The organism is Pseudomonas sp. GW821-FHT09C09 (assembly GCF_059418105.1).
The window spans coordinates 526,427-550,594 of sequence record NZ_JBWKPF010000004.1 but is presented as its reverse complement, the minus strand read 5'-3'; the positions used below and the strand labels follow the sequence as shown (position 1 = coordinate 550,594).

The window sequence follows — 24,168 nt, the reverse complement described above, 5'->3', positions numbered from 1 at the left end:
AAGGAGCTGCATCATGTTGCGCATCAAAACCGCTTTACCGGTGTTGTTGTCCGGCGCAGTGCTCAGTGCAGGTGCGCTCGCCGCGCCCAGCGTCTACCCCACCGGCGTCACCCGATACGACCCGGCCAAGGCCTTCAATCAATATGTGATCTTCAGCGGTGCAGACAAGCAGACGCACCTGATCGACATGAATGGCAATGAAGTGAAGAACTGGCCGCAGGCCGGTTTCCCCTCGGCGATCATCGACCCGAAACTGGTCGGTGGCGAGCGCGGTCACGTCCTTCTGCAACTGAGTGAAAAGGATCCGGGCAAGCTCGGTTCTGCCGGCAATGGCCTGGGCAATCAGAGCATCGGCGAGCTGGACTGGGACGGCAAAGTCGTCTGGCAGTGGGGCGAGAAAGCGCCCGGTGGCGCGGCGCAACAACATCACGACCAGCGTCGCCTGAGCAACGGCAACACCGTGGTGCTGGCGAACAAGGTGCACAAGGTCAAAGGCTTCAAAGTGCCCGAGGTGATCGACGATGCGATCTATGAAGTCAGCCCCGCAGGCGAGGTGAAATGGCAGTGGCTGGCGTCGGATCACTTGAACGAATTCGGCTTCACTGCCGAGCAATTGAAGCTGGTGCGGGCCAGTGAAAATCCGGATTACCTGCACATCAACAACCTCAGCCTGGTCGGGCCGAACAAGTGGTTCGACGCCGGCGACAAACGCTTCAATCCGGACAACCTGCTGCTCGATTCACGCAACGCCAATTTCGTCGCGATCATCGACAAACACAGCGGCAAAGTGGTCTGGCGCCTGGGGCCGAACCTGCCGCTGGCCAACCCGAAAACCGCGCAGCAGATTCCACGTCCGGTGGACCAGTTCGTCGGTCAGCATGATGCGCACATCATCCCGGCCGGGCTGCCCGGCGCCGGCAATCTGCTGGTGTTCGACAACCAGGGTTCGGCGGGTTATCCGAACGTTACGCTGGGGCTGATTTCCGGTTCGCGGGTGCTGGAAATCGACCCGGTGAAAAATGAAATCGTCTGGCAGTACAGCGCGGCCAATTCGAAGCAGCCGGGGTGGGCGTTCTACAGCTCGTTCATCAGCAGTGCGCGGCGCTTGCCCAATGGCAACACGCTGATCGATGAGGGCATGAACGGGCGGTTTTTCCAGGTAACGGCCAGCGGCGAAAACGTCTGGGAATACGTCAGCCCTTATTTGGGCAAGGCGCCAGGTAGCGATGCGATCAGCAACTGGGTGTATCGAGCACTGCCTGTGAGTTATGACTGGGTACCGGTCGGAACGCCGCGTTCGGAGACGGCCGTGATTGCGCCTGCGATCGGTGTGCAACAGATCAATGCAAGCCGTTAGTTGAAAGGTGATTAAGGGGCTTCGAATTCGAAATAAGTTATGAGTGACATGAATAGTGCATATAGCCATATCGTTGAAAAGTCGCGTGGACAATAAGTGAATGGCGAACCATCCTGAGTCTCGTGAGTTTCCAGGAGGAAACTTGCTCTCATCGGAAGACACTTATCCAACGATAAAGGAAATCTCGTTATGTCGAGCATTAATGGCAACTATGTAAACGCTAACGCTGGCGCCAAACTGACGATTACCGATGGCAACGACTCCAACGGCACCTTCAGCGGAAAATTCAGCCAGAACGGCGTGAACTACGACATCGCGTACGGTCACTACCACTTCCAGAACAGTACCGGGCAGCCTACGATCATTACTTTCGCGGCTCTGAATGACGGCACTGGCTATCAGTCCTGGACCCTGTTCTCGCCGGATCACAACTACTCGAAAGTTCGTGCGGTGGGTTCGCGCACCAACTTTGACGGTGATGTAGTCGGTCTGGCCGGGGAGTTTGTGAAGCAATAAGAAATTCTGTAAGTCGAAGGCCGATGCATTAAACATGCATCGGCCTTTTTATTTGCCTCTTGAAAAGTTCGTCAACTATCACCTTGGTATTAGTTGTCACTGAATGCCGGGGCGTCGAAAACCCGATGCCTTGGATGAATACTTTTTATGCCGGGAAAGCATGTCGATTCCGGCGAATCGCTGGAAGCCTTGCGGGCCGTGGCTTTGGCGGAAATGACCGTTTCTTATATTCCATAAACATCTATTCATAACATGAAAGATTACTTTCGGAGATAAGCCTCTAGCCCAATGATTGACCCATCGATCACGCCGTGGGGGATTCAACAAGCGGCGCATCGGCTACGCGAAAAAACGCAAAGAGACCGCAGGGAGTAAATCAATGGGCAATGTCCAGACCGCCGCCAGTGCACAGGAGGTGCTGTGGCGCCAGGCGCCGAGCGGCGAGTTGGTCGATCTCGGCCGGCCCCATCGCGTGCCGTTGGGGCAACTGCGTTTGCAGCGCGCGCCCAAGGGCATTCTGAGCCGCCGCGAAACGATTCTGCTCGGCGTTCTGGCGCTGGTGGTGCATGGCGCGGTGATCTACTGGATCAATCAGCATCCGACACCGGCGCTGCCGATCGTGCCGCCGGAAATTCCACCGATGACTATCGAATTTTCGCGCCCGGCGCCACCGGCTCCACCTGTGGTTGTACCGCCACCACCGGCGCCAGTGGTCGAGCCTCCGCCGCCGGTGGAAGACGAATTGGCAACCAAGCCGCCACCAAAACCGAAGCCGATTCCCAAACCGAAACCGGTCGCCAAACCCGTACCGAAACCGGCACCCAAAGCCGTCGAGCAACCACCGGCTCCGCCACAACCGGCCGCTCCAGTCGCCGCGCCAGCGCCACCTGCACCACCAGCGCCTGCTCCGGTGACGCCGGCCTCGGCCAACGCCGCGTACCTGAAGAACCCGGCGCCGGAATATCCGTCGCTGGCCCAGCGTCGCGGTTGGGAAGGCACGGTGTTGCTGCGGGTGCACGTATTGGCCAGCGGCAAACCGGGTGAGATCCAGATTCAGAAAAGCAGTGGCCGGCAACAGCTCGACGACGCGGCGCTGGATGCCGTGAAGCGCTGGAGCTTCGTGCCGGCCAAGCAGGGTGATGTCGCCCAGGACGGCTGGGTCAGCGTGCCCATCGATTTCAAGATTCACTAAACCGAAACCAAATTCGCGCGAAATGTTTACACGAGGGAACACATCATGACGTTACTGGCATCTCCACTGGAATCCATCGAAAGCGCGGTGATCTGGCTGCTGGTGGTCTTCTCTGTCGCCACTTGGGGCCTGGCATTGCTCAAGGCTGTGCAGTTCGGCCGGTTGAAGGCGCAGGACCGCAAATTTCACAAGCGCTTCTGGGCGGCGTCGAGTCTGGACTCCGCCGCCGAGTTGAGCGAAACCCAGCCCGGCGCGGCAGCGCGGGTGGCACAGGCCGGTTATGCGGCGATTCAAGTGGGCGAGGCGCCGCAGGCCAATGACCTGAGCCAGGCGATCAACCATCAGGATCGCCTCGAACGTGCCTTGCGTCAGCAGATCGTCCGCGAGCGTCGTTCGCTGGAAACCGGTCTGGCGGTGGTTGCGAGTATTGGCAGCACCTCGCCGTTCATTGGCCTGTTCGGCACGGTGTGGGGAATCATGGAAGCGTTGAAAGGCATCAGCGCGGCAGGCTCGGCGAGCCTGGAAACGGTGGCCGGTCCCATCGGTGCAGCGCTGGTCGCCACCGGGGTGGGGATCGCGGTCGCGGTGCCGGCGGTGCTGGTTTACAACTACTTTTTGCGTCGTCTGAAACTGACGGCGGCGGACCTGGACGACTTTGCCCACGACTTCTACAGCCTGGCGCAAAAGAGCTCCTTCCGCGTGCTGATCCACCCGACCGCGCACAAGGCTGCGGCCCAGGGCAACGCAACAAAAGTGAAGGAGGCGTCCTGATATGGCCTTCTCCACGCAAGACAGCGACGAGGTGCTGAGCGAGATCAACGTGACGCCGCTGGTGGATGTGATGCTGGTGCTGCTGGTGGTGTTCATCGTCACCGCGCCGCTGCTGACCAACGCGATACCGATCAACCTGCCGAAGACCGAAGCGGTGGCGCCGGTCGAGCAGAAAGACCCGTTGGTGGTGAGCATCGACGGTGCTGGAAAACTGTTTATCAACAAGGACGAAATCCAGCCGGATCTGCTGGAGTTCAACCTCAAGTCGGCCAAGGCCAAGGACCCGGAAGTGCGCGTGCAATTGCAGGCGGACGACGGGGTGAATTACGGCGAAGTGGCGCGAGCCATGGCTTCGATTGAGCGGGCGGGCATCACCAAACTGTCGGTGATCACTGCACGATAAGGGTTTCACGTTTTTCCGGGGCCGTCTCCTTGGCAGGGTGCGGCCCCTTTTTTTGCTTGATACTTAATATTCTTTTCAGGTCTTAATAAATAGCTTCTTATTCCTTAACGAATATAAATCCCGTCCCTATACTCGACCAGGAACAGACACGACGCAGGAGAGCTCCCCCATGCGCAACGAATCAATCCGCTATCTGATTGTGCCGGGCTGGCAAGGATCGCCAGAAGATCATTGGCAAAGCCACTGGCAGAACAGCCTGCCGAACAGCGCGCGGGTGGAGCAGGCCGACTGGCTGACGCCGCGTCGTGAAGACTGGGTCGCCGCGCTGGCCGAGGCGATTGCCGCCGACAGCACACCGGTAATCCTGATCGCCCACAGTCTGGGTTGCATCACTGTGGCGCACTGGGCGGCCACCGCACCGCTGCAGCATTTGCGTCAGGTGCGTGGTGCACTGCTGGTGGCGCCGGCGGATGTGGAGCGTCCGGCTTGCGTGCCGGCACTGCGCAACTTTGCACCGATTCCGACTGACCTGCTGCCGTTCCCGAGCCAGGTCGTCAGCTCCGACAACGACGCCGCCGTCAGTGCGCCGCGTGCGCTGGAACTGGCGCGCAACTGGGGCGCCGAGGCGGGGATTCTCGCAGGTGCCGGTCATATCAACGTGAAGTCCGGGCATCAACGCTGGGAGCAGGGGTTCGCTTATTTGTATCGCCTGCAAAACCGCATGGAACATCACGCCCGGCGTCGCGCCTGACCCCTTTTATTTTTTCAACGCCCCCGTCTCCCGGCGATTTGGGGCGGGAGTCTGCCATGAGTTTCGAAACCTTCGGTCAGCCGTTGCTGACCTTTCCCGATGCGGAAAAAAGTCCCCTGAGCATTCGCGCAAAGGCGCTGGTGTTCGTCGATCCACGCTCGCGCCAGTTGCGCGAGGAAATGGCCCGGCTCGCACCGCGCTCGATCTCGGTGTTGATTCGCGGCGAGACCGGCACCGGCAAGGAATTGCTCGCCCGCCATATCCACCGCGCCAGTGATCGCAGCGGGTTGTTTGTCTCGGTCAATTGCGGCGCAATCAGCCCGACCTACGCCGATGCCGAGTTGTTCGGCTACGCCGCCGGTAGTTACAGCGGTTCGGCCAGCAGCCGTGCTGGCTGGTTCGGTTCGGCCAATGGCGGCACCTTGTATCTGGATGAAATCGGCGACCTGCCGCTGCCGATCCAGATCAAGTTGCTTTCCGCCCTGGAAAACCACGAAGTCACCCGGGTCGGTGCGCATCAGCCGAGCCCGGTGGACGTGCGACTGGTTGCTGCGACCAGCATCGATCTGGCGCAAGCGGTGGCGGCGGGGAAATTCCACGAGCGGCTTTATCACTATCTCAGCGAAGGGCATCTGGAACTGCCGGCGTTGCGGGCACGGGTCGGTGACATTCTGTCGTTGGCCGAGTATTTCCTCGGCATCTATAGCCAGCGCCTGGATCTGCCGGTGCCGCTGATCAGCGAAGCGGCGCAGGAGGTGCTGGAGCAGCACAGCTGGCCGGGCAACACCCGGGAGCTGGAAAACGTCATTCACTTTGCGCTGCTGGTGAGCACTGGCGATGAAATCCTGCCGGAGCACCTGAACCTGCCCGAGGTGTCTGGGTCGCTGGTTCAGATCGAACGTCAGGTGGCGAGCATTCGCGCCAAAGGGACTGCCGGGGAGCGTAAGGCATTGAAAGAATTACTGTTGTGCCTGAGCGAGGCGTTGTAACCATTTTGTTCAACATGAACGAAATGGAATATGAAGCTGAATAAACGTTATTGTCCGGGAATAAAAAATCCCGGTATTGTCCGACTCACGCCAGCAGTAGCACATCGCTGGCACACGTATTAATGCCGTCGTCGATGACGACCGTGATTTTCGACTAAGGACACTGCATGAAAAAGGTTCTGTTGTTTACCGCATTGGCGGCTGCTCTGACTGCTTCCCTGGCCCAGGCCGGCGAAAAACTGGTGGTCGCCGCGACCCCGGTTCCACACGCCGAGATCCTCGAGCTGATCAAACCGACTCTCGCCAAAGAAGGCGTGGATCTGGAAATCAAGGTCTTCACCGACTACGTGCAGCCGAACGTGCAGGTGGGCGAGAAGCGTCTGGACGCCAACTACTTCCAGACCCTGCCGTACCTGAACAGCTTCAACCAGGGCAAATACAAGGACGACAAGGCCAAGTACCTGGTGACCGTACAAGGCGTTCACGTTGAACCGTTCGGCGGTTACTCGAGCAAGTACAAGACCCTGGCTGAACTGCCGGACGGCGCCACCATCGCCATTCCGAACGAAGGCAGCAACAGCGGTCGTGCCCTGATCCTGCTGCAGAAGGCTGGCCTGATCGAGCTGAAAGATCCGAAAAACGCTCTGGCCACGCCGAAAGACATCGCCAAGAACCCGCACAACTTCAAGTTCAAGGAACTGGAGTCGGCCCTGCTGCCGCGTGTTCTGAAAGAAGTCGACCTGGACATGATCAACACCAACTACGCGCTGGAAGCCAAGTTGAACCCGACCAAGGACGCTCTGGTGATCGAAGGCGCGGATTCGCCATACGTGAACTTCCTGGTCGCCCGTGAGGACAACAAGAACAGCGACGCCATCAAGAAACTGGCCGCTGCCCTGACCAGCCCGGAAGTCAAAGCGTTCATCGAGAAGAAGTACAACGGCGCGGTATTGCCGGCGTTCTGATCTGACGCAGCAACACAACCCCTTCAGGTATGAAAACGCCGATGGCCAGTGATGGTCATCGGCGTTTTTGTGTGTGCAGGTGAGGGTGTCTTTAAGCTCAGGCTATCCCGGTCTTCAACGCCCGGCGCAACGCCACCAACAATTTCACGATTTCCTGCGGATCCAGTCGCTGCGGCACTTTTACGTCCATGTTCTCTTCCTTGTTATGGGTTCGGCCGGGGGAGTCTGGCCAAAAGCTGTTCGTCCTTGGAGGGCTTTTATGCAAAAAAGATCCGTCCTACAGCGCTGGGGACAATAGCCTTCCTCCTTCTTCCCGGCAAACCCGTCGATTAGTTTTTTGCGTGATATCAATATGCTTTAACGGTATTTAAATTCTTCTTTTTATACCTTTAAAGTCGGTGCCTGCAGGACAGCTACCCGCTGTCCATGGACTGCACCACCGTCGCTTACCGAGCGACGTCAGGATGTTTCATGACCTTCGATTACGCATTTATCCTCAGCACGTTGCCGGCGTTTCTCAAAGCGGTGGGCGTGACGCTGCAGGTCGGTTTGATCGCCATTGGTACCTCGTTGCTGGTCGCGCTGCTGAACGCGACGATTCTGGTGTTCCGCACGCCTTACCTGAAAAAACTGGTCGGGCTGTATGTGGAGCTGGCGCGCAACACGCCGCTGCTGATCCAGCTGTTCTTCGTCTACTTTGCGCTGCCGGCTCTGGGGATCAAGGTCTCCGGTTTCACCGCTGCGATTATCACCATGACGTTTCTCGGCGGTGCCTACCTCACCGAAGTGCTGCGTGCCGGTGTGGATGCGGTGCCCCAGGCGCAACTGGAATCGGGTCGCTCCATCGGTCTGTCCCACGGCCAGTTGCTGCGTTACGTGATCCTGCCGCAAGCGGGGATCCTCAGCCTGCCGTCGCTGTTCGCCAATTTCATTTTCCTGCTCAAGGAGACCACCGTGGTCTCGGCCGTGGCGGTGCCGGAGATTCTCTACACCACCAAAAGCTACATCGCGCTCTACTACAAAACCTACGAAATGCTCGCCGTGCTGACGCTGATCTGCGTGCTGTTGTTCCTGCCGCTGTCGCTGCTGTTGAGCCGTCTGGAAAGGAGGCTCCAGCATGGCCAGTTCGGGTCTTGAACTGCTCTGGGTGTCGTTGCCGCAACTGTCCAAAGGCGCCGGGCAAACCCTGTCGATCTCGTTCCTGAGCATCGCCATCAGCACCGTCGGCGGTGTGCTCTACGGCGTGCTGCGCACGCTCAACGTGACATGGCTGAACGCGGTATTGCGGATCTATCTGGAACTGTTCCGGGCGATTCCGGTGCTGGTCTGGTTGTACCTGCTGTTTTTCGGCCTGCCGATTTTCTTTGGCCTGAGCCTGCCGAGCTTCTGGTGCGCGGTGCTGGTGCTGTCATTGTGGGGCGCCAGCGAGGTCGGCGAAGTGGCGCGTGGTGCGCTGCATTCGTTGCCGCGCGGGCAGCGTGAGGCGGGGCTGTCGATCGGACTGAACGCGGCCCAGCTCTACGGCTACGTGCTGCTGCCCCAGGCGCTGAAACGCATGACGCCACCGACCATCAACGTCTACACGCGGATCATCAAGACCAGTTCGCTGGCGGTGCTGATCGGCGTGGTGGATGTGATCAAGGTCGGCCAGCAGATCATCGAGCGCACATACGAATCGGTGCTGATCTACGGCGCGCTGTTCCTGTTTTTCTTTTTCATCTGCTACCCGCTGTCGGCCGCCTCGCGCGTGCTGGAGCGGCGCTGGACGCAAGCATGAGCGCATTGATCGAGTTTCAGGGTTTCAACAAATTCTTCGGCGAACAGCAGGTGCTCAAGGGCATCGATCTGCAAGTGAAGTCCGGCGAAGTCATCGTCATCCTCGGCCCCAGCGGCTGCGGAAAAAGCACCCTGCTGCGTTGCCTCAACGGTCTGGAGGTTGCCCACGGCGGCAGTCTGAAATTCGCCGGCCGCGAACTGCTGGACAAGGCCACCGACTGGCGCGAAGTGCGTCAGCAGATCGGCATGGTGTTCCAGAGTTATCACCTGTTCCCGCACATGAGCGTGCTCGATAACTTGCTGCTCGGCCCGCTCAAGGTGCAGAAACGCGAACGCCGTGAAGCACAGCAACAAGCCGAAGCGTTGCTCGAACGCGTGGGCCTGTCGGACAAACGCGATGCCTTCCCGCGCCAGCTCTCCGGCGGCCAGCAGCAACGTATCGCCATCGTCCGTTCGTTGTGCATGAACCCCCGAGTCATGCTCTTCGACGAAGTCACCGCCGCCCTCGACCCGGAGATGGTCAAGGAGGTGCTGCAAGTGATTCAGGGCCTGGCCCGCGAAGGCATGACCCTGTTGATCGTCACCCACGAAATGGCCTTCGCCCGCGCGGTGGCCGACCGCATCGTGTTCATGGATGCCGGGCGCATCCTCGAACAGAACCCGCCCGAGCTTTTCTTTACGAACCCGCAAACCGCACGCGCGCAGCAGTTCCTGGAGAAGTTCTCCTACGTCGAAGCCCTGCCTTCAACGACTTCGTCCACAACGTCTCAAACCAAGGAACTGGAACTGCCATGAAAACTGCCAAAGCCCTGTTTGCTTTACCGCTGATCAGCCTCGCGCTGCTGGCCGGCTGCAACAAGACCGAAGAACCAGCCAAGCCGAAAGTCGCCAGCGAAAGCACCGCGCCGGCCGGTTACCTGGACAAGATCAAGGCTCGCGACAAACTGATCGTCGGCGTGTTCACCGACAAGCCGCCGTTCGGTTTCGTCAATGAAGCAGGGCGCTATGTCGGCTTCGATACCGACATCGGCCGGCAATTCGCCAAGGATCTGCTGGGCGACGAAAACAAGGTCGAGTTTGTGGCCGTGGAGCCGGCGAGCCGCATTCCGTTCCTGCAAAGCGACAAGGTCGATCTGATCCTCGCCAACATGACCGTGACCCCGGAGCGCAAGGAGGCGGTGGAGTTCACCAATCCGAACCTCAAGGTCGCGGTGCAGGCGTTGGTGCCGCAAGGCAGCGACGTGAAGAAGCTGGATGATCTGGCGACCCGCACCACCATCGTCACCACTGGCACCACCGCCGATATCTGGCTGACCAAGAACCACCCGGACTGGAAACTGCTGAAGTTCGAGAAAAACTCCGAGTCCCTGCAAGCCTTGGCCAACGGCCGTGGCGATGCCTACGCCCAGGACAATCTGGTGTTGTTCAGCTGGGCCAAGCAGAACCCGGGCTACCGCGTGCTGGATGAAAAACTCGGCGCCGAAGCCCCGATTGCACCGGCGGTGAAGAAGGGCAATATCGAATTGCGTGACTGGGTGAATACCGAACTGGCCAAGCTTGGGGAAGAGAAATACTTGCTCAAACTGTATGACCAATATGTGCGTAAAGAACTGAGCGATGACACCAAGCCTGAGAGTGTGATTGTCGAAGGCGGAAAGTGGCAGGGCTAATCAGGCCAATTCCACGCCGGCTCATCCAGCACCCTCTGCCCGACCACTCCCGTCTGGCCGAGGGTCTTTTCCAGCACGATGCAATTGCATTCCTCATCTTCCTGCAACGCCGAAATCAATCGCCGTGCATGTGAAACCACCCATACCTGACACTCCTGCGATGCGCGAATGATCAACCGCGCCAGCGCCGGCAACAGATCCGGATGCAGACTGGTTTCCGGTTCGTTCAGCACCATCAGCGAAGGCGGGCGCGGCGTCAGCAGCGCGGCGACCAGCAGCAGATAACGCAACGTGCCATCCGACAATTCCGCCGCCGACAATGGCCGCAACAAGCCCTCCTGAAAGAACTCGATGGCAAAGCGTCCGCCCGCCAGTGGCGCGATGTTCAGCCGTGCGCCGGGAAACGCGTCGCTGATCGCCGCCTGCAATGCCTCTGGATCACCGATCTCGATGATGGTGCGCAATGCCGCCGCCAGATCGCGGCCGTCGTGATGCAGCACCGGCGTGCGCGTGCCCAGTTGCGGCTGGCGCACCGGGGCGTCGGCGTCGCTGCGAAAGTGATCGTAGAAGCGCCAGCGGCGGATGAACTCGCGCATCTGGAACACTTCCGGCGAAGTGCGCAGGCTGCCGACCTGATCGAACAGGCTGTCGAAGTTCGGCGTGTGCTGCGCCAGCACGTCCCAGCTGCGACCGTCACGGGTGCGGATCATCGGCCCGTCGCGATCCACCAGCAGACTGGCCGGGCGATAGAGCGGCCCGGCCCAGATGCATTCCTTTTTGATTTCCGGGTCGAGGGAAAAGAATGAAAGGCTCGGTTCGGGCAAACCCAGCGCAATCGAATAGCTGAAATCTTCACCGGCAAAACCCAGCCTCAGACGTTTCACGCTCTGACGTACCGTGGACTGGATTGGCACTTCACCGTTGCGCATGCGCCGGCTGATGGTTTCCGGCCCGGCCCAGAACGTCGATTCCAGCCCGCCTTCGCGAGCCAGTGCATTGACCACGCCGCCCTGAGCGGTCTCCGCCAGCAGCCGCAGCGCCCGGTAAAGGTTGGATTTACCGCTGCCGTTGGGGCCGGTGATCAGGTTCAGCCGACCCAGCGGAATCACCAATTTATTGATCGAGCGGTAATTGGCCACCGCGAGGGTCTTGAGCATGAAAATCCTTCCTGGGTGCTCCGGAATCCGGGTCAGGATACCTGCTGCACATAAATGCATATATCGCCCGGACGAAGGTTGAACCCTGTTCTAAGCTCACAGTCGTATCGTCACTTGCACGTTCGTACACAGGAAGGAGTCTGCATGGCGAGTCCCGGATTGAAAACAGCCGCCCTGTTGGGCCTGCTCGCTTTGCTCGCCGCCTGCGGCGAAAAAAAGGCGCCCCAGGAGTATTTGCCGCGGGTCTTCGTGCAAGAGGTCAAGCCTGCGGACTTCGCGGCATCCGTGACCCTTACCGGCGACGTTCAGGCGCGGGTGCAGACCGAATTGTCGTTCCGGGTCGGCGGCAAGATCATCCAGCGCATGGTCGATGTCGGTGACCGTGTCTCGGCCAAACAAGTGCTGGCCAAACTCGATCCCAAGGACTTGCAGACCAACGTCGATTCCGCCCAGGCCCAGGTGCTGGCCGAGCAGGCGCGGGTCAAACAGAGCGCTGCCGCGTTCGTCCGCCAGCAAAAACTGTTGCCCAAGGGCTACACCAGCCAGAGCGAATACGATTCCGCGCAAGCGGCATTGCGCAGCAGCCAGAGTGCGTTGAGCGCGGCCCAGGCGCAGTTGGCCAACGCCAAGGATCAACTGAGTTACACCGCACTGATCGCCGATGCGCCGGGCATCATCACCCAGCGTCAGGCCGAGGTCGGTCAGGTGGTGCAGGCTACGGCGCCGATCTTCAGCCTAGCCCGGGACGGCGATCGCGACGCGGTGTTCAACGTGTACGAATCCCTTTTGGCAGAGCGGCCGGCCGAGCGTTCGATCGTCGTCAGCCTGCTCGACAACCCCGCCATCAAGACCACCGGCACCGTGCGTGAAATCACCCCGGCAGTGTCGGCGCAGTCCGGCACGGTGCAGGTCAAGGTCACCCTCGACAGCCTGCCCCAGGGCATGCAGCTCGGTTCGGTGGTCAGTGCCACCGCCAAGGGCAGCGGCAAATCGGCGGTGGAATTGCCGTGGTCGGCCCTGACCAAGAACATCAGTGAACCCGCCGTATGGATGGTGGACGACAAGGGTGAGGCGCAACTGCACAACGTCACCGTCGGCCGCTACCTGACCGGGCACGTGATCATCAGCGAAGGGCTCAAGGGCGGCGAAAAAGTCATCGTTGCCGGTGGGCAGCTGCTGCATCCGGGGATGAAAGTCGAGATCGCCGAGAACACCTACAAGGAACTGCAACCGGGAGCACAGCCATGAAGCCTTTGTGGGTGATGTCTGTCGGGCTGCTGCTGGTTGCCTGTTCCAAGAGCGAGCCACCGCCCGAACCGGTGCGGCCGGTGTTGTCGATCAAGGTCGAAGCACTGAACGAGGAAACCCTCGGTCGTTTCGCCGGCAGCATTCAGGCGCGCTACGAGAGCAACACCGGTTTCCGTGTCGGCGGGCGCATTGCCAGCCGTAACGTCGACGTGGGGGCCGAGGTGGAGAAGGGCACCTTGCTCGCCACCCTCGACCCGTCCGACCAGCAGAACCAGCTGCGTTCGGCCCAGGGCGATCTGGCGAAAGTCGAGGCGCAACTGATCAACGCCCAGGCCAATGCCCGGCGTCAGCAGGCGCTGTTTGATCGCGGGGTCGGCGCCCAGGCGCAACTGGACATTGCCACCACTGATCTGAAGACCACCCAGGCGTCCCTCGACCAGGCGCGGGCGGCAGTCAACCAGAGCAAGGATCAGCTCGGCTATACCGAACTGCGCTCCGACCACAAAGCCGTAGTCACCGCGTGGAACGCCGAGGCCGGGCAAGTGGTGACGGCCGGCCAGCAAGTGGTGACGCTGGCGCAACCGGACATCAAGGAAGCGGTGATCGATCTGCCGGACACGCTGGTCGATCAGATTCCCAGCGACGTGGTGTTTCTGGTGGCCGCACAACTCGATCCGAGTATCAACACCACCGCCGTCATCCGTGAAATCGAACCTCAGGCGCAAAGCGCCACGCGCACCCGACGCGCACGCCTGACCCTGGCCAGCACTCCACCGGGCTTCCGTCTCGGTACGGCGATCAGCGTGACCCTCAGTTCGGCGATCAAACCGCGAATCGAATTGCCTGCGACAGCCTTGCAGGAGGCCGACGGCAAAACCCGGATCTGGGTGATCGACCCGCAAAGCAAAACCGTTGCCCCGCGTGACGTCAGCGTGACCAGCCGCACCGACAGCACCGTGGTGCTGGCCGGCGGGGTCAAGTCCGGCGAGCGTGTGGTCAGCGCCGGCGTCAACAGCCTCAAACCCGGACAAGCCGTGAAACTCGACGAGGACAGTCAATGAAAGGGTCTTTCAATCTCTCCGAATGGGCCCTCAAGCATCAGTCGTTCGTCTGGTACCTGATGTTCGTCGGGCTGCTGATGGGGGTGTTCTCGTACTTCAATCTGGGGCGCGAGGAAGACCCGTCGTTCACCATCAAGACCATGGTGATCCAGACCAAATGGCCGGGCGCGACCCAGGAGGAAACGCTCAAACAGGTCACCGACCGCATCGAGAAAAAACTCGAGGAACTCGACTCCCTCGACTATGTGAAAAGCTACACGCGACCCGGCGAATCCACGGTCTACGTGTATCTGCGCGACACCACCAGCGCCAAGGACATCCCGGAAATCTGGTACCAGGTGCGCAAAAAGATCGACGACATTCGCGGCCAGTTTCCCCAGGGGATTCAGGGGCCGGGATTCAACGACGAGTTCGGTGACGTGTTCGGCTCGGTCTATGCGTTCACCGCCGACGGCCTGACGATGCGGCAACTGCGCGATTATGTGGAACAGGCGCGCGCCGAGATTCGCAACGTGCCGGGGTTGGGCAAGATCGAGATGGTCGGCCAGCAGGATGAAGTGATCTACCTGAACTTCTCCACTCGCAAATTGGCGGCGCTGGGCATCGATCAACGGCAAGTGGTGCAAAGCCTGCAATCGCAGAACGCCGTGACCCCGGCGGGTGTGATCGAGGCCGGGCCCGAGCGGATTTCGGTGAGGACGTCCGGGCAGTTTGCCTCGGAAAAGGACCTGGCCGAGGTCAATCTCAAACTCAATGACCGCTTCTATCGTCTGGCCGATATCGCTGAAATCAGCCGGGGTTACGTCGACCCGGCGACTCCGGAATTCCGCTTCGACGGCAAGCCGGCCATCGGCCTGGCAATCGCCATGCAGAAGGGCGGCAACGTCCAGGCCTTCGGTAAGGCGCTGCACGCGCGCATCGATCAACTGACCGCCGACTTGCCGGTGGGCGTCGGCGTGCACACCGTTTCCGATCAGGCAGTGGTGGTGGAAGAAGCCGTCGGTGGCTTCACCAGTGCGCTGTTCGAAGCGGTGGTCATCGTGCTGGTGGTGAGCTTTATCAGCCTCGGTGTGCGGGCCGGGCTGGTGGTGGCGTGCTCGATCCCGTTGGTGCTGGCCATGGTGTTCGTGTACATGGAGTACAGCGGCATCACCATGCAGCGGATTTCCCTCGGAGCACTGATCATTGCCCTCGGGCTGCTGGTGGACGACGCGATGATCACCGTGGAAATGATGGTCACGCGCCTGGAAATGGGCGAGACCAAGGAGCAGGCGGCGACGTTCGCCTACACCTCCACGGCGTTCCCGATGCTCACCGGTACGCTGGTGACCGTGGCCGGTTTTGTGCCCATCGGACTCAACGCCAGCTCCGCCGGTGAGTACACCTACACGTTGTTTGCGGTGATCGCGGTGGCGATGATCGTGTCGTGGATCGTGGCGGTGTTCTTCGCGCCGGTGATCGGCGTGCACATTCTCAGCACCAACGTGAAGCCCCACGAAGCGGAGCCGGGGCGTATCGGGCGAGCGTTCAATCACGGTTTGTTGTGGTCGATGCGCAACCGCTGGTGGTGCATCGGCATCACCGTGCTGTGCTTCGTGCTCTCGGTGTTTTGCATGCGCTTTGTACAGAACCAGTTTTTCCCGTCTTCAGATCGCCCGGAAATTCTGGTCGACCTGAACCTGCCGCAAAACGCCTCGATCGATGAAACCCGCAAGGCGGTCGACAAGCTCGAAGCCACGCTCAAGGGCGACCCGGATATCGTGCGCTGGAGCACCTACATCGGTCAGGGTGCGATCCGTTTCTACTTGCCGCTGGATCAGCAACTGCAGAACCCTTACTACGCGCAACTGGTGATCGTCAGCAAAGACTTCAAGGCCCGCGAAGCCTTGAGCCAGCGCCTGCGTGATCGCCTGCGCAAGGATTTCGTCGGCATCGGCAGCTACGTGCAGGCCCTGGAAATGGGCCCGCCGGTGGGTCGTCCGATCCAGTACCGGGTCAGCGGCAAGGACATCGATCAGGTGCGCAAACACGCCATCGACCTGGCCACCGAACTGGACAAGAGCCCGCACATCGGCGAGATCATTTACGACTGGAACGAGCCCGGCAAAGTCCTGCGCATCGACATCGCTCAGGACAAGGCGCGTCAGCTCGGCCTGTCCTCGGAGGATGTGGCCAACCTGATGAACAGCATCGTCAGTGGCTCGCCGCTGACTCAGGTCGATGACGATATCTACTTGGTCAATGTGGTCGGGCGTGCGGTGGATTCCGAGCGCGGCACACCGGAAACCCTGCAGAATCTGCAGATCGTCACGCCCAATGGCACGTCGATTCCGCTGCTGGCCTTCGCCACCGTGCGCTATGAACTGGAGCAGCCGCTGGTGTGGCGTCGCGACCGCTTGCCGACCATCACCATCAAGGCTTCGGTGCGCGATGAAATCCAGCCGACCGATCTGGTGAAAGTCCTCAAGCCGACCATCGATGACTTCGCCGCCAAACTGCCGGTGGGCTACAAGGTCGCCACCGGCGGTACGGTCGAAGAGAGCGGCAAGGCCCAAGGGCCGATTGCCAAGGTCTTGCCGCTGATGCTGTTCCTGATGGCGACCTTCCTGATGATCCAGCTGCACAGCGTGCAGAAGCTGTTCCTGGTGGCCAGTGTTGCGCCGCTGGGGCTGATCGGCGTGGTGCTGGCGCTGGTGCCGACCGGTACGCCGATGGGCTTCGTGGCGATCCTCGGGATTCTGGCGCTGATCGGCATCATCATCCGCAACTCGGTGATCCTCGTGACGCAAATCGAGGAGTTCGAGCACAAGGGCTACTCGCCCTGGGATGCGGTGGTGGAAGCCACCGAGCACCGACGCCGGCCGATTCTGCTGACTGCTGCGGCGGCGAGCATGGGCATGATCCCGATCGCCCGGGAAGTGTTCTGGGGGCCGATGGCCTACGCGATGATCGGCGGGATTGTGGTGGCGACATTGCTGACGCTGCTGTTCCTGCCGGCGCTGTATGTGGCCTGGTACAAGATTCGCGAGCCGAAGAAAAACTAGATCAAAAGCTTCCCTCACCCTTGGGTGAGGGAAGTCAGATCTTGCGCCAGACACTCGCCAGCCACGGCTGCTGCTCCCGCGGCAGCCCCGCCGGCCGGTAGTAATGCTCAAGTTCCACGAACCCTGCCGCCGTCAGCAATCCGCGCCACGCCTCCAGATCGTGATACGAGCCATAACGCGGCCCGTTCCAGCCTTCACGGTTGTCCCCGCGTGGATTGGAGCTGAACAGCACGCCGCCCGGTTTCAGTGTCCCGTGCAACTGCTTCAAAACCCGTGGCAACTCCTGCAACGGCACATGAAACAGCACCGCGTTGGCGAAGATCCCGTCGAAGCGCTCTGCCGGCAGATCCAGCTTCAGAAAATCCTGGCACCACACTTCACAGCCACTGTCCTCCCGGGCCATCTGCGCGAATTTTTCCGCACCATCGAGGCCGACGGCGACGTGACCCAAACGGGTGAAGGTCTGCAAATCCCGGCCCGGCCCGCAGCCGAAGTCGAGAATGGAAAACGGCGCTTCAGCCTGAATATGCCGCAGCAGGGCGTCGATGTTCTGGCTGACATCATGGTCGCGGGTGCCTTCACGAAAATCCTCGGCCACCGAGTTGTAGTGGCCGAGGGTAGTGGAGGTGATCTGTTCCAGATCGATAGGCGTCTGTTTCATGGTCGGACTGCGCTGGCAAAGGATGTTGCCGACTATACGCCATGCAATTCAGCGCTTGTTCAACCCTCGCGCCAGACGGTCGCCGCCCAGTTGAATCACCGCCACCAGCGCCACCAGCAGTACGATCACGGTCAGCATGATCTGGCTGTCAAAGCGCTGATAGCCGTAGCGATAGGCGATGTCGCCCAGACCGCCGGCACCAATCGCTCCGGCCATCGCCGATGAGTTGATCATCGTCACCAGCGTAATGGTGAACCCGCCAACGATGCCCGGCAGCGCTTCGGGCAACAACACGTGCCAGACGATATGCCAGCGCCGGCAGCCCATGGCTTGCGCGGCTTCGATCAAGCCGTGGTCGACTTCGCGCAGGCTCACTTCGGCAATCCGCGCAAAAAACGGCGTGGCCGCGATGGTCAACGGTACGACCGCCGCCCACACACCGTATGTGGTGCCGACGATCAGCCGGGTGAACGGAATCAGCGCAACCATCAAAATCAGGAACGGAATCGAGCGAAACAGATTCACGAACGCACCCAGAGCACGATTCAGCACCGGTGCTTCGTAGATGCCGCCCTTGTCGCTGGTGACCAGAATCACCGCCATGGGAATCCCGGCGAGCAATGCAATCAGCGATGACACGCCGACCATCAGAAACGTATCGATAAAACCCTGCAGCAAGCGATCAAACCACATAACCCAACACCTCCGTGCGTTGTGCCCACTGGCTGGCACGCTGACGCAGTTCCTCGGCGTTCAGCTTCGAGCCTGCCACCGCCAGCAACAGTTGCCCGAGCGCGTGGCCCTGAATCCGTTCCACGCCGCCCTGGAGCAATTTCACCCGACCACCGAGGGCGGCGAACAGTGCGGCCAGATCCGGTTCGTCCTGCTGGCTGCCGGTGAACTGCAAGCGCAGCACCACGGACGCGTCGGACGACGACGGTTGTGCCTGCAAACGGTTTTGCAACTCTTCGGGCAAGGCGTGTTGCAGCGGTGCGAGCAAGGTCTGGCTGACCTCGTGTTGCGGGTTGCCGAACACTTCCCAGACCGGGCCTTGCTCGACGACGCGGCCATGTTCCAGCACGACGACGCGGTCGCAGATTTCCCGGATAACCGCCATCTCGTGAGTGATCAGCACGATGGTCAGGCCCAGGCGTTTGTTGATCTCGCGCAGCAGGCCGAGGATCGACTGAGTGGTTTCCGGATCCAGCGCCGAAGTGGCCTCGTCGCACAGCAGAATGTCCGGGTCGTGCACCAGTGCGCGGGCAATGCCGACGCGCTGTTTCTGCCCGCCGGACAATTGCGCCGGATAGGCCTTGTGCTTGGCCTGCAGGCCCACCAGTTCCAGCAGTTCGCGAACCTTTTTCTCCCGCTGCTCCTTCGGAACGCCGGCGACTTTCAGCGGCAGTTCGACGTTCTGCCACACCGTTTTTGCCGACATCAGGTTGAAGTGCTGGAAGATCATGCCGATCCGCCGACGCAGGGCGACGAGGCGATCCTCGTCGAACTCGCCGATGTCCACCTGATCGATCAGCACCCGGCCCGAGGTCGGTTGTTCGAGGCGATTGATGGTGCGGATCAGCGACGATTTGCCGGCGCCGCTGCGGCCGATGATGCCGAACACTTCACCGCGCTGGATCGCCAGGTCGATGCCTTGCAGGGCGGCGACCGGGCCTTGTTTGCCGTCGTAGGTTTTGCCGAGCCCGACGAAACGCACATGGGCGCGGTTCAGCTCGGGATGCAGTTCGGTGCGCTGTGCCAGCGCGGGTGGCTCTGGAAGATCCAGTCGCCGCTGAATGGCAGCGGTCATCCTCAGCTTTCCCAACCGGCCTGGTACAGCTTGCCGTGGGCCTTGTCCAGCGCGGCGCGAACGGCCGGCGAATGCTGGTAGATGTCGACGAACTTGATCAGGCGCGGATCGGTTTTGCTCTTCGGCTGGATCACGAACTGAATCACGTATTCCTTGTGGTCGAGGCCGTCGAACAGCAACGCAGAGCCTGCATCGAAGGTCTTCGCCAGACGGATGTAGGCCGGGTAGCCCTGGACCAGATCGGCGTCATCGTAGGCGCGTACCAGTTGCACGGCTTCGACTTGCAGGATCTTGATCTTCTTCGGGTTGGCGACGATATCGTCTTCGGTGGCCTTGTAGCCGACGCCCGGTTTCAGGGTGATCAGACCGGCCTTGGCCAGCAGTTGCAGGCCGCGTCCGCTGTTGATCGGGTCGTTGGCGATGGCGACGCTGGCGCCCTCAGGCAACTCGTCGAAGCTTTTGTATTTCTTCGAGTACAGGCCGACGTTGTTGATGATCCCCGGAGCGAACGGCACCAGGTCGAAACCGGAGGCGGCCTTGGCGTTTTCCAGGAACGGGATGTGCTGGAAGTAGTTCACGTCGATGTCGCCGGCGGCGAGGCTGACGTTTGGTGCGATCCAGTCGGTGAACTCCACCAGCTCGACTTTCAGGCCTTGTTTGGAGGCCTCTTCGACGGCGGCTTCCAGTGGAATCGCGAACGCGGCGGTGGTGCCGATTTTCAACGGCGCGTCGGCGGCGAAAACGGCTGAGCTGAACAGGCCGAAGGCCAGGGCCAGTGCTTTGACTGGGTGGGACAGGAGCTTCTTGGTCATGGTGGTTTTCCAGTCAGTGCGAGGAGGTGTGTCGGTAGTGGGCGCCGGTGTGTTGCTGCGGCAGATGCGCTTCGCCGTGAAAGAGTTTTTCCCGCAGGCTGCCGGTGTCGTACGCGGTCTTGTACGAGCCGCGCCGTTGCAGTTCCGGAATCACCAGGTCGATGAAATCCACATAGCTTTCCGGGGTGACGATGCGGGTCAGGTTGAAGCCGTCGAGGCCGGTTTCGGCGATCCACGATTCCAGCTCATCCGCCACTTGCTGCGGCGAGCCGACCACAGTGATGTAGCGCCCGCCGAGGGCGTGCTGGTCGAGCAATTTGCGTCGGGTCCAGTCGTTGTTCTGCAGGTTTTTGGTGGCGGACTGGATTGCGTTGCTCTTCACGTACTGGATAGGCTCGTCGATTTCGTACTGTGAAAAATCGATCCCGGTGGACGCCGAAAAATGCGCCACGCCTGCTTCGGCGCTGGCGTAGCTGAGGTACTCGGCGTGTTTGGCCCAGGCCGCTTCCTCGGTCTCGCCGACGATCACATTGAGGCCCATGAACACCTTGATGTCTTCGGGATTGCGACCTGCCTCGACGGCGCTGGCGCGGACCTTGTCCACCTGCACTTTGGTCGACGGCTTGTTCTGACCGCTGATGAATACGCACTCGGCATGACGCCCGGCGAACAGCAGACCGCGATCCGAACTGCCGGCCTGGAACAGCACCGGCGTGCGCTGCGGTGACGGCTCGCACAGGTGATAACCCTCGACCTGGTAGAACTCGCCCTTGTGCTCGACCTTGTGCACCTTGTCCGGCTGCGCGTAGATCCGCTGCTGTGGGTCGTTGAGCACCGCACCGTTTTCCCAGCTGCCTTCCCAGAGTTTGTAGAGCACTTCGAGGTACTCGTCGGCCTGGTCGTAACGCCGGTCATGCTCGACCTGTTCGCTCAGGCCCATGGCCTTGGCGGCGCTGTCCAGATAACCGGTGACGATGTTCCAGCCCACCCTTCCACGGCTCAGGTGATCGAGGGTCGACATGCGCCGGGCGAACAGATACGGCGGCTCGTAGGTGAGGTTGGCGGTCAGACCGAAACCCAGGTTTTTCGTCACCGCGGACATCGCCGACACCAGCAACAGCGGATCGTTGACCGGCAGCTGGATCGACTCTTTCAGGGTGACGTCCACCGAGTTCTGGTAGACGTCGTACACGCCGACGATGTCGGCGATGAACAGCCCGTCGAACAGCCCGCGTTCCAGCAGTTGCGCCAGTTCGGTCCAGTACTCGATGGTCTTGTATCGGGTCGAGGTGTCCCGTGGATGCGTCCACAGCCCGTGGTTGATGTGGCCGATGCAGTTCATGTTGAACGCATTGAGCAGGATCTTTTTCTTGCTCATCAGATGGTCCCTCGCAACGGAGGGTTTTCATCGTTGAGGTAGTAATTGCCCACCGCGTGATATTTCCAACGCACCGGGTCGTGCAGGGTGTGCACCCGGGCGTTGCGCCAGTGGCGGTCGAGGCCGTGTTCGATCAGGGTGGCCTGGCTGCCGGCCAGTTCGAACAGGGTGCTGCCGGCGGCCAGGGAGATTTCGGTGCTGATCGCCCGTGCTTCGGCGACGGCAATCGAGGCTGCTGCAACCGTCTCGGCGTTGGTCTCGGCCTGGGCTGCATCGAGGAATTCGCCGGCACGTTCGAGCAGGGCTTCGGTGGCGTGCAGGCGAATGCTCAGGTGGCCGAAGCTCTTGAGCGTCAGCGGATCTTCGGTGGCCTTGTCGTTACCCGAATCGATCCACGGCCGGGTCTTGCTGCGCACGAAGTGCAACGCATCTTCGTAGGCGGCGCGGGCGATGCCGGTGTCGATGGCGGCGTGAAGGATCTGCGCCAGCGGGCCGACGGTGGTCGGACGCTCGAAAGCGCTCTGGAACGGGATGACATCTTCGGTGGCGACATACACATCTTCGAACACCACCGAGCCACTGCCGGTGGTGCGTTGGCCGAAGCCGCTCCAGTCGTCGATCACGGTCAGGCCTTTGCTGTCACGCGGGACGAAGGCCAGTTGCTGCACGCCGTGTTCATCGACCACCGAGGTCGGGATGCGCTGCGCGTAAATCGCACCGGTCGCATAGAACTTGCGACCGTTGATGCGATAGCCGCTGCCGTCGCGTTTGAGGCTGGTGACCCGGTCGTGGGCAGTCTTGGTGCCCAGTTCTGCCAAGGCGTTGCCGAAGCGCTGACCGGCGAGGACTTCGGCGTACAGACGTTGTTTTTGCTCGTGGCTGCCATTCACCCGGAGCACTTCGAGGGCATAGAAATGGTTCTGCGGAATCTGCCCCAGCGAGCCATCGGCCCGGGCGATCAGGGCGATGACCTTGGCCAGGGTCACGTTGGACACGCCGGCACCGCCGTACTCTTTCGGAACGCTGATGCCCCACAGGCCGGAGCGGGAAAACACGTCGAGTTCCGGTAGCGGCAGGCGGCGTTCGCGGTCGCGCAGGTTGCTGTCGCGCTGGAAATCTTCGGCCAGGTCGCTGGCGACGATCAGGGCTTGCTCGTCGCTGGTGATGACCGCGACGGGATGGGAAAAGGTCATAGGTTTTCTCCAGGCTCTTGAGAAAGTGTGCGGTCGTCAGATCCAGGAGTGGCGCGCAGGCAGTTTGCCGTTGAGGCGATAAGCGCCGACCGCGTGGTATTTCCAGCGCACCGGGTCGTGCAGGGTGTGTACCCGGGCATTGCGCCAGTGGCGGTCGAGGTTGAATTCGGCGAGGGTGGCGCGGCTGCCGGCCAGTTCGAAGAGCTTTTCGCTGGCCAGCAGCGAGATCTCGGTGGTCAGCACCTTGGCTTCGGCCACGGCAATCGAGGCGCGGGCGGCGGACTCGACAGTCAGCGGTGCAGCGTGCACCTGATCCAGCACTTGCCCGGCCTTGCGCAGCAGCGCTTCGGCAGCGTGCAGTTCGATTTTCAGTTTGCCGATGTCGGCGATGACGTAGAGATCGTCGCTGGCGCGCTCGACCTTGGCATCGATCCACGGCCGGGCGCGGGTCTTGACGAATTCGATGGCATCATCGATGGCGCCACGGGCGATGCCGGCGTCGATGGCCGCTTGAATCAGCTGCGACACCGCGCCCTGGGTGTTGGGCTTTTCGTTGATCTTCCAGTTATCCACCACGAGGCCTGCATCGACCCGCACATTGTGCAAAAGAATCGTGCCGCTGGCGGTGGTGCGCTGGCCGAAACCCGACCAGTCATCGACGATGCGCAATCCCGGCGTGCCGCGACGGACAAAGGCCAGCACTTGCCTGCCGTCATCGTTGAGTGCCTTGACCGCCACCCAATGGGCGAAGAGGGCGCCGGTGGAATAGAACTTCTGGCCGTTGATCACGTAGTCATCGCCGTCGGCGGTGATGCGCGCTTTCAGTTCCAGCGTGTCCTTGGTGCCGCGCTCAGGCCCGGCGTTACCGATGCGCCAGCCTTCGAGCACGCTCTTCAGCAGCTGCTGTTTCTGCTCTTCGGTGGCGCTGCCGAGGATCAGGTTGATGATGCCGAACTGGTTCTGCGGGATCTGTCCCAGCGCCGGGTCGGCCGCGGAAATGATCGCGAACACCTCGGCCAGGGTGACGAAGGAAACCTGCGGCCCGCCGTACTCGCGCGGGATGGCGATGCTGCCCAGGCCGCTGCGGGTGAACTGCTCGATTTCCGCCCATGGCAGCTTGCGCTGACGATCACGTTTGGCGGCCTGCACGCGGGCGACTTGCGCCAGTTCATGTGCAGCCTTGATGGCTTGAGCGTCGTTGCGCAGCACTTGCGCGGGCAACAACAACGGGGCGATGTCCAGGTCACTCTGGACGTTTGCGTCTGCCAGACTGGACATCAGTGCCACTCCTTGGCTGCACGCAATGCCCTGGCGATCTGCACTGGGGTGATTGGGTTCCGGACCATGTTACCTACCTCACATCTCATGAAAAACGCCGCAAAAGTGCGGCGAACGAAAGAATGTCCGGTGGTCCGGT

General features: G+C 61.0%; 23 protein-coding genes. 15 read left to right on the top strand and 8 right to left on the bottom strand.

Annotated features, from left to right (window positions below; all coding sequences use genetic code 11):
• The first annotated feature begins 13 nt into the window (after positions 1-13).
• The 12 genes from AC07NR_RS16030 to AC07NR_RS15975 all read left to right on the top strand — a co-directional run bounded on the left by AC07NR_RS16030 (position 14) and on the right by AC07NR_RS15975 (position 10,390).
• Positions 14-1,357, top strand: a complete 1,344-nt coding sequence (locus tag AC07NR_RS16030; RefSeq protein WP_495078929.1) for an aryl-sulfate sulfotransferase — start codon at positions 14-16, stop codon at positions 1,355-1,357.
• A gap of 189 nt (positions 1,358-1,546) precedes the next feature.
• On the top strand, positions 1,547-1,873 hold the full coding sequence (locus AC07NR_RS16025) for a hypothetical protein (protein WP_007952780.1): 327 nt from the start codon (positions 1,547-1,549) through the stop codon (positions 1,871-1,873).
• 379 nt (positions 1,874-2,252) lie between these two features.
• Complete coding sequence (locus tag AC07NR_RS16020; RefSeq protein WP_041475106.1) at positions 2,253-3,065, top strand: energy transducer TonB; 813 nt, start codon at positions 2,253-2,255, stop codon at positions 3,063-3,065.
• Between the two features lie 45 nt (positions 3,066-3,110).
• Positions 3,111-3,836 carry a MotA/TolQ/ExbB proton channel family protein gene (locus tag AC07NR_RS16015; protein ID WP_011331927.1) on the top strand — a complete coding sequence of 242 codons (726 nt, stop codon included), beginning with the start codon at positions 3,111-3,113 and terminating at the stop codon, positions 3,834-3,836.
• 1 nt (position 3,837) lies between these two features.
• A complete protein-coding gene (locus AC07NR_RS16010; RefSeq protein ID WP_003220570.1) occupies positions 3,838-4,239 on the top strand; it encodes an ExbD/TolR family protein in 402 nt (133 codons plus the stop codon).
• A gap of 169 nt (positions 4,240-4,408) precedes the next feature.
• Positions 4,409-4,990, top strand: coding sequence for an alpha/beta hydrolase (locus AC07NR_RS16005; RefSeq protein WP_085712674.1), 582 nt, complete (start codon positions 4,409-4,411; stop codon positions 4,988-4,990).
• A 56-nt stretch (positions 4,991-5,046) separates the two neighbouring features.
• Positions 5,047-5,979, top strand: coding sequence for a sigma 54-interacting transcriptional regulator (locus AC07NR_RS16000; protein WP_495078928.1), 933 nt, complete (start codon positions 5,047-5,049; stop codon positions 5,977-5,979).
• Positions 5,980-6,146: 167 nt separating this feature from the next.
• A complete protein-coding gene (locus AC07NR_RS15995) occupies positions 6,147-6,944 on the top strand; it encodes a MetQ/NlpA family ABC transporter substrate-binding protein (RefSeq protein ID WP_007952772.1) in 798 nt (265 codons plus the stop codon).
• A 471-nt stretch (positions 6,945-7,415) separates the two neighbouring features.
• A complete protein-coding gene (locus AC07NR_RS15990) occupies positions 7,416-8,081 on the top strand; it encodes an amino acid ABC transporter permease (RefSeq protein ID WP_495078927.1) in 666 nt (221 codons plus the stop codon).
• Positions 8,062-8,721, top strand: a complete 660-nt coding sequence (locus AC07NR_RS15985; protein WP_495078926.1) for an amino acid ABC transporter permease — start codon at positions 8,062-8,064, stop codon at positions 8,719-8,721. Before AC07NR_RS15990 ends, AC07NR_RS15985 begins: the two co-directional genes overlap by 20 nt.
• Positions 8,718-9,515 carry an amino acid ABC transporter ATP-binding protein gene (locus AC07NR_RS15980; protein WP_085712678.1) on the top strand — a complete coding sequence of 266 codons (798 nt, stop codon included), beginning with the start codon at positions 8,718-8,720 and terminating at the stop codon, positions 9,513-9,515. Before AC07NR_RS15985 ends, AC07NR_RS15980 begins: the two co-directional genes overlap by 4 nt.
• Positions 9,512-10,390 (top strand): transporter substrate-binding domain-containing protein, encoded by an 879-nt coding sequence (locus tag AC07NR_RS15975; RefSeq protein WP_323161034.1) that lies wholly within the window; start codon positions 9,512-9,514, stop codon positions 10,388-10,390. The genes AC07NR_RS15980 and AC07NR_RS15975 overlap by 4 nt, the downstream gene beginning before the upstream one ends.
• On the opposite strand, the gene AC07NR_RS15970 is transcribed toward AC07NR_RS15975, so the two are convergent.
• Complete coding sequence (locus tag AC07NR_RS15970) at positions 10,387-11,547, bottom strand: AAA family ATPase (RefSeq protein ID WP_495078925.1); 1,161 nt, start codon at positions 11,545-11,547, stop codon at positions 10,387-10,389. The two genes, AC07NR_RS15975 and AC07NR_RS15970, sit on opposite strands and share 4 nt — an antisense overlap.
• Before the next feature lie 144 nt (positions 11,548-11,691).
• Between AC07NR_RS15970 and AC07NR_RS15965 the strand changes: the two genes are divergently transcribed.
• Genes AC07NR_RS15965 through AC07NR_RS15955 form a run of 3 tightly spaced genes read left to right on the top strand, consistent with a single transcriptional unit; the run spans position 11,692 to position 16,900 of the window.
• On the top strand, positions 11,692-12,795 hold the full coding sequence (locus AC07NR_RS15965; RefSeq protein WP_119428589.1) for an efflux RND transporter periplasmic adaptor subunit: 1,104 nt from the start codon (positions 11,692-11,694) through the stop codon (positions 12,793-12,795).
• On the top strand, positions 12,792-13,856 hold the full coding sequence (locus AC07NR_RS15960) for an efflux RND transporter periplasmic adaptor subunit (RefSeq protein WP_114880994.1): 1,065 nt from the start codon (positions 12,792-12,794) through the stop codon (positions 13,854-13,856). Before AC07NR_RS15965 ends, AC07NR_RS15960 begins: the two co-directional genes overlap by 4 nt.
• Positions 13,853-16,900: an efflux RND transporter permease subunit gene (locus tag AC07NR_RS15955; protein ID WP_495078924.1), complete on the top strand. Its 3,048-nt coding sequence runs from the start codon at positions 13,853-13,855 to the stop codon at positions 16,898-16,900. Before AC07NR_RS15960 ends, AC07NR_RS15955 begins: the two co-directional genes overlap by 4 nt.
• Before the next feature lie 34 nt (positions 16,901-16,934).
• Here the strand turns inward: AC07NR_RS15955 and AC07NR_RS15950 are convergent, their stop codons facing one another.
• The 7 genes from AC07NR_RS15950 to AC07NR_RS15920 are packed head-to-tail and all read right to left on the bottom strand — an operon-like array spanning position 16,935 to position 24,029.
• Positions 16,935-17,561: a class I SAM-dependent methyltransferase gene (locus AC07NR_RS15950; protein WP_495078923.1), complete on the bottom strand. Its 627-nt coding sequence runs from the start codon at positions 17,559-17,561 to the stop codon at positions 16,935-16,937.
• 48 nt (positions 17,562-17,609) lie between these two features.
• Complete coding sequence (locus tag AC07NR_RS15945; protein ID WP_065261159.1) at positions 17,610-18,254, bottom strand: methionine ABC transporter permease; 645 nt, start codon at positions 18,252-18,254, stop codon at positions 17,610-17,612.
• Positions 18,244-19,368: a methionine ABC transporter ATP-binding protein gene (locus AC07NR_RS15940; RefSeq protein WP_495078922.1), complete on the bottom strand. Its 1,125-nt coding sequence runs from the start codon at positions 19,366-19,368 to the stop codon at positions 18,244-18,246. The genes AC07NR_RS15945 and AC07NR_RS15940 overlap by 11 nt, the downstream gene beginning before the upstream one ends.
• 2 nt (positions 19,369-19,370) lie before the next feature.
• Complete coding sequence (locus tag AC07NR_RS15935) at positions 19,371-20,180, bottom strand: MetQ/NlpA family ABC transporter substrate-binding protein (protein WP_007952748.1); 810 nt, start codon at positions 20,178-20,180, stop codon at positions 19,371-19,373.
• Between the two features lie 13 nt (positions 20,181-20,193).
• Positions 20,194-21,558 (bottom strand): LLM class flavin-dependent oxidoreductase, encoded by a 1,365-nt coding sequence (locus tag AC07NR_RS15930; RefSeq protein ID WP_169428379.1) that lies wholly within the window; start codon positions 21,556-21,558, stop codon positions 20,194-20,196.
• Entirely contained in the window at positions 21,558-22,751 is a 1,194-nt protein-coding gene (locus tag AC07NR_RS15925; protein ID WP_495078921.1) for an SfnB family sulfur acquisition oxidoreductase, read from the bottom strand. Before AC07NR_RS15925 ends, AC07NR_RS15930 begins: the two co-directional genes overlap by 1 nt.
• 36 nt (positions 22,752-22,787) lie before the next feature.
• A complete protein-coding gene (locus tag AC07NR_RS15920; RefSeq protein WP_495078920.1) occupies positions 22,788-24,029 on the bottom strand; it encodes an SfnB family sulfur acquisition oxidoreductase in 1,242 nt (413 codons plus the stop codon).
• Positions 24,030-24,168: the final 139 nt, after the last annotated feature.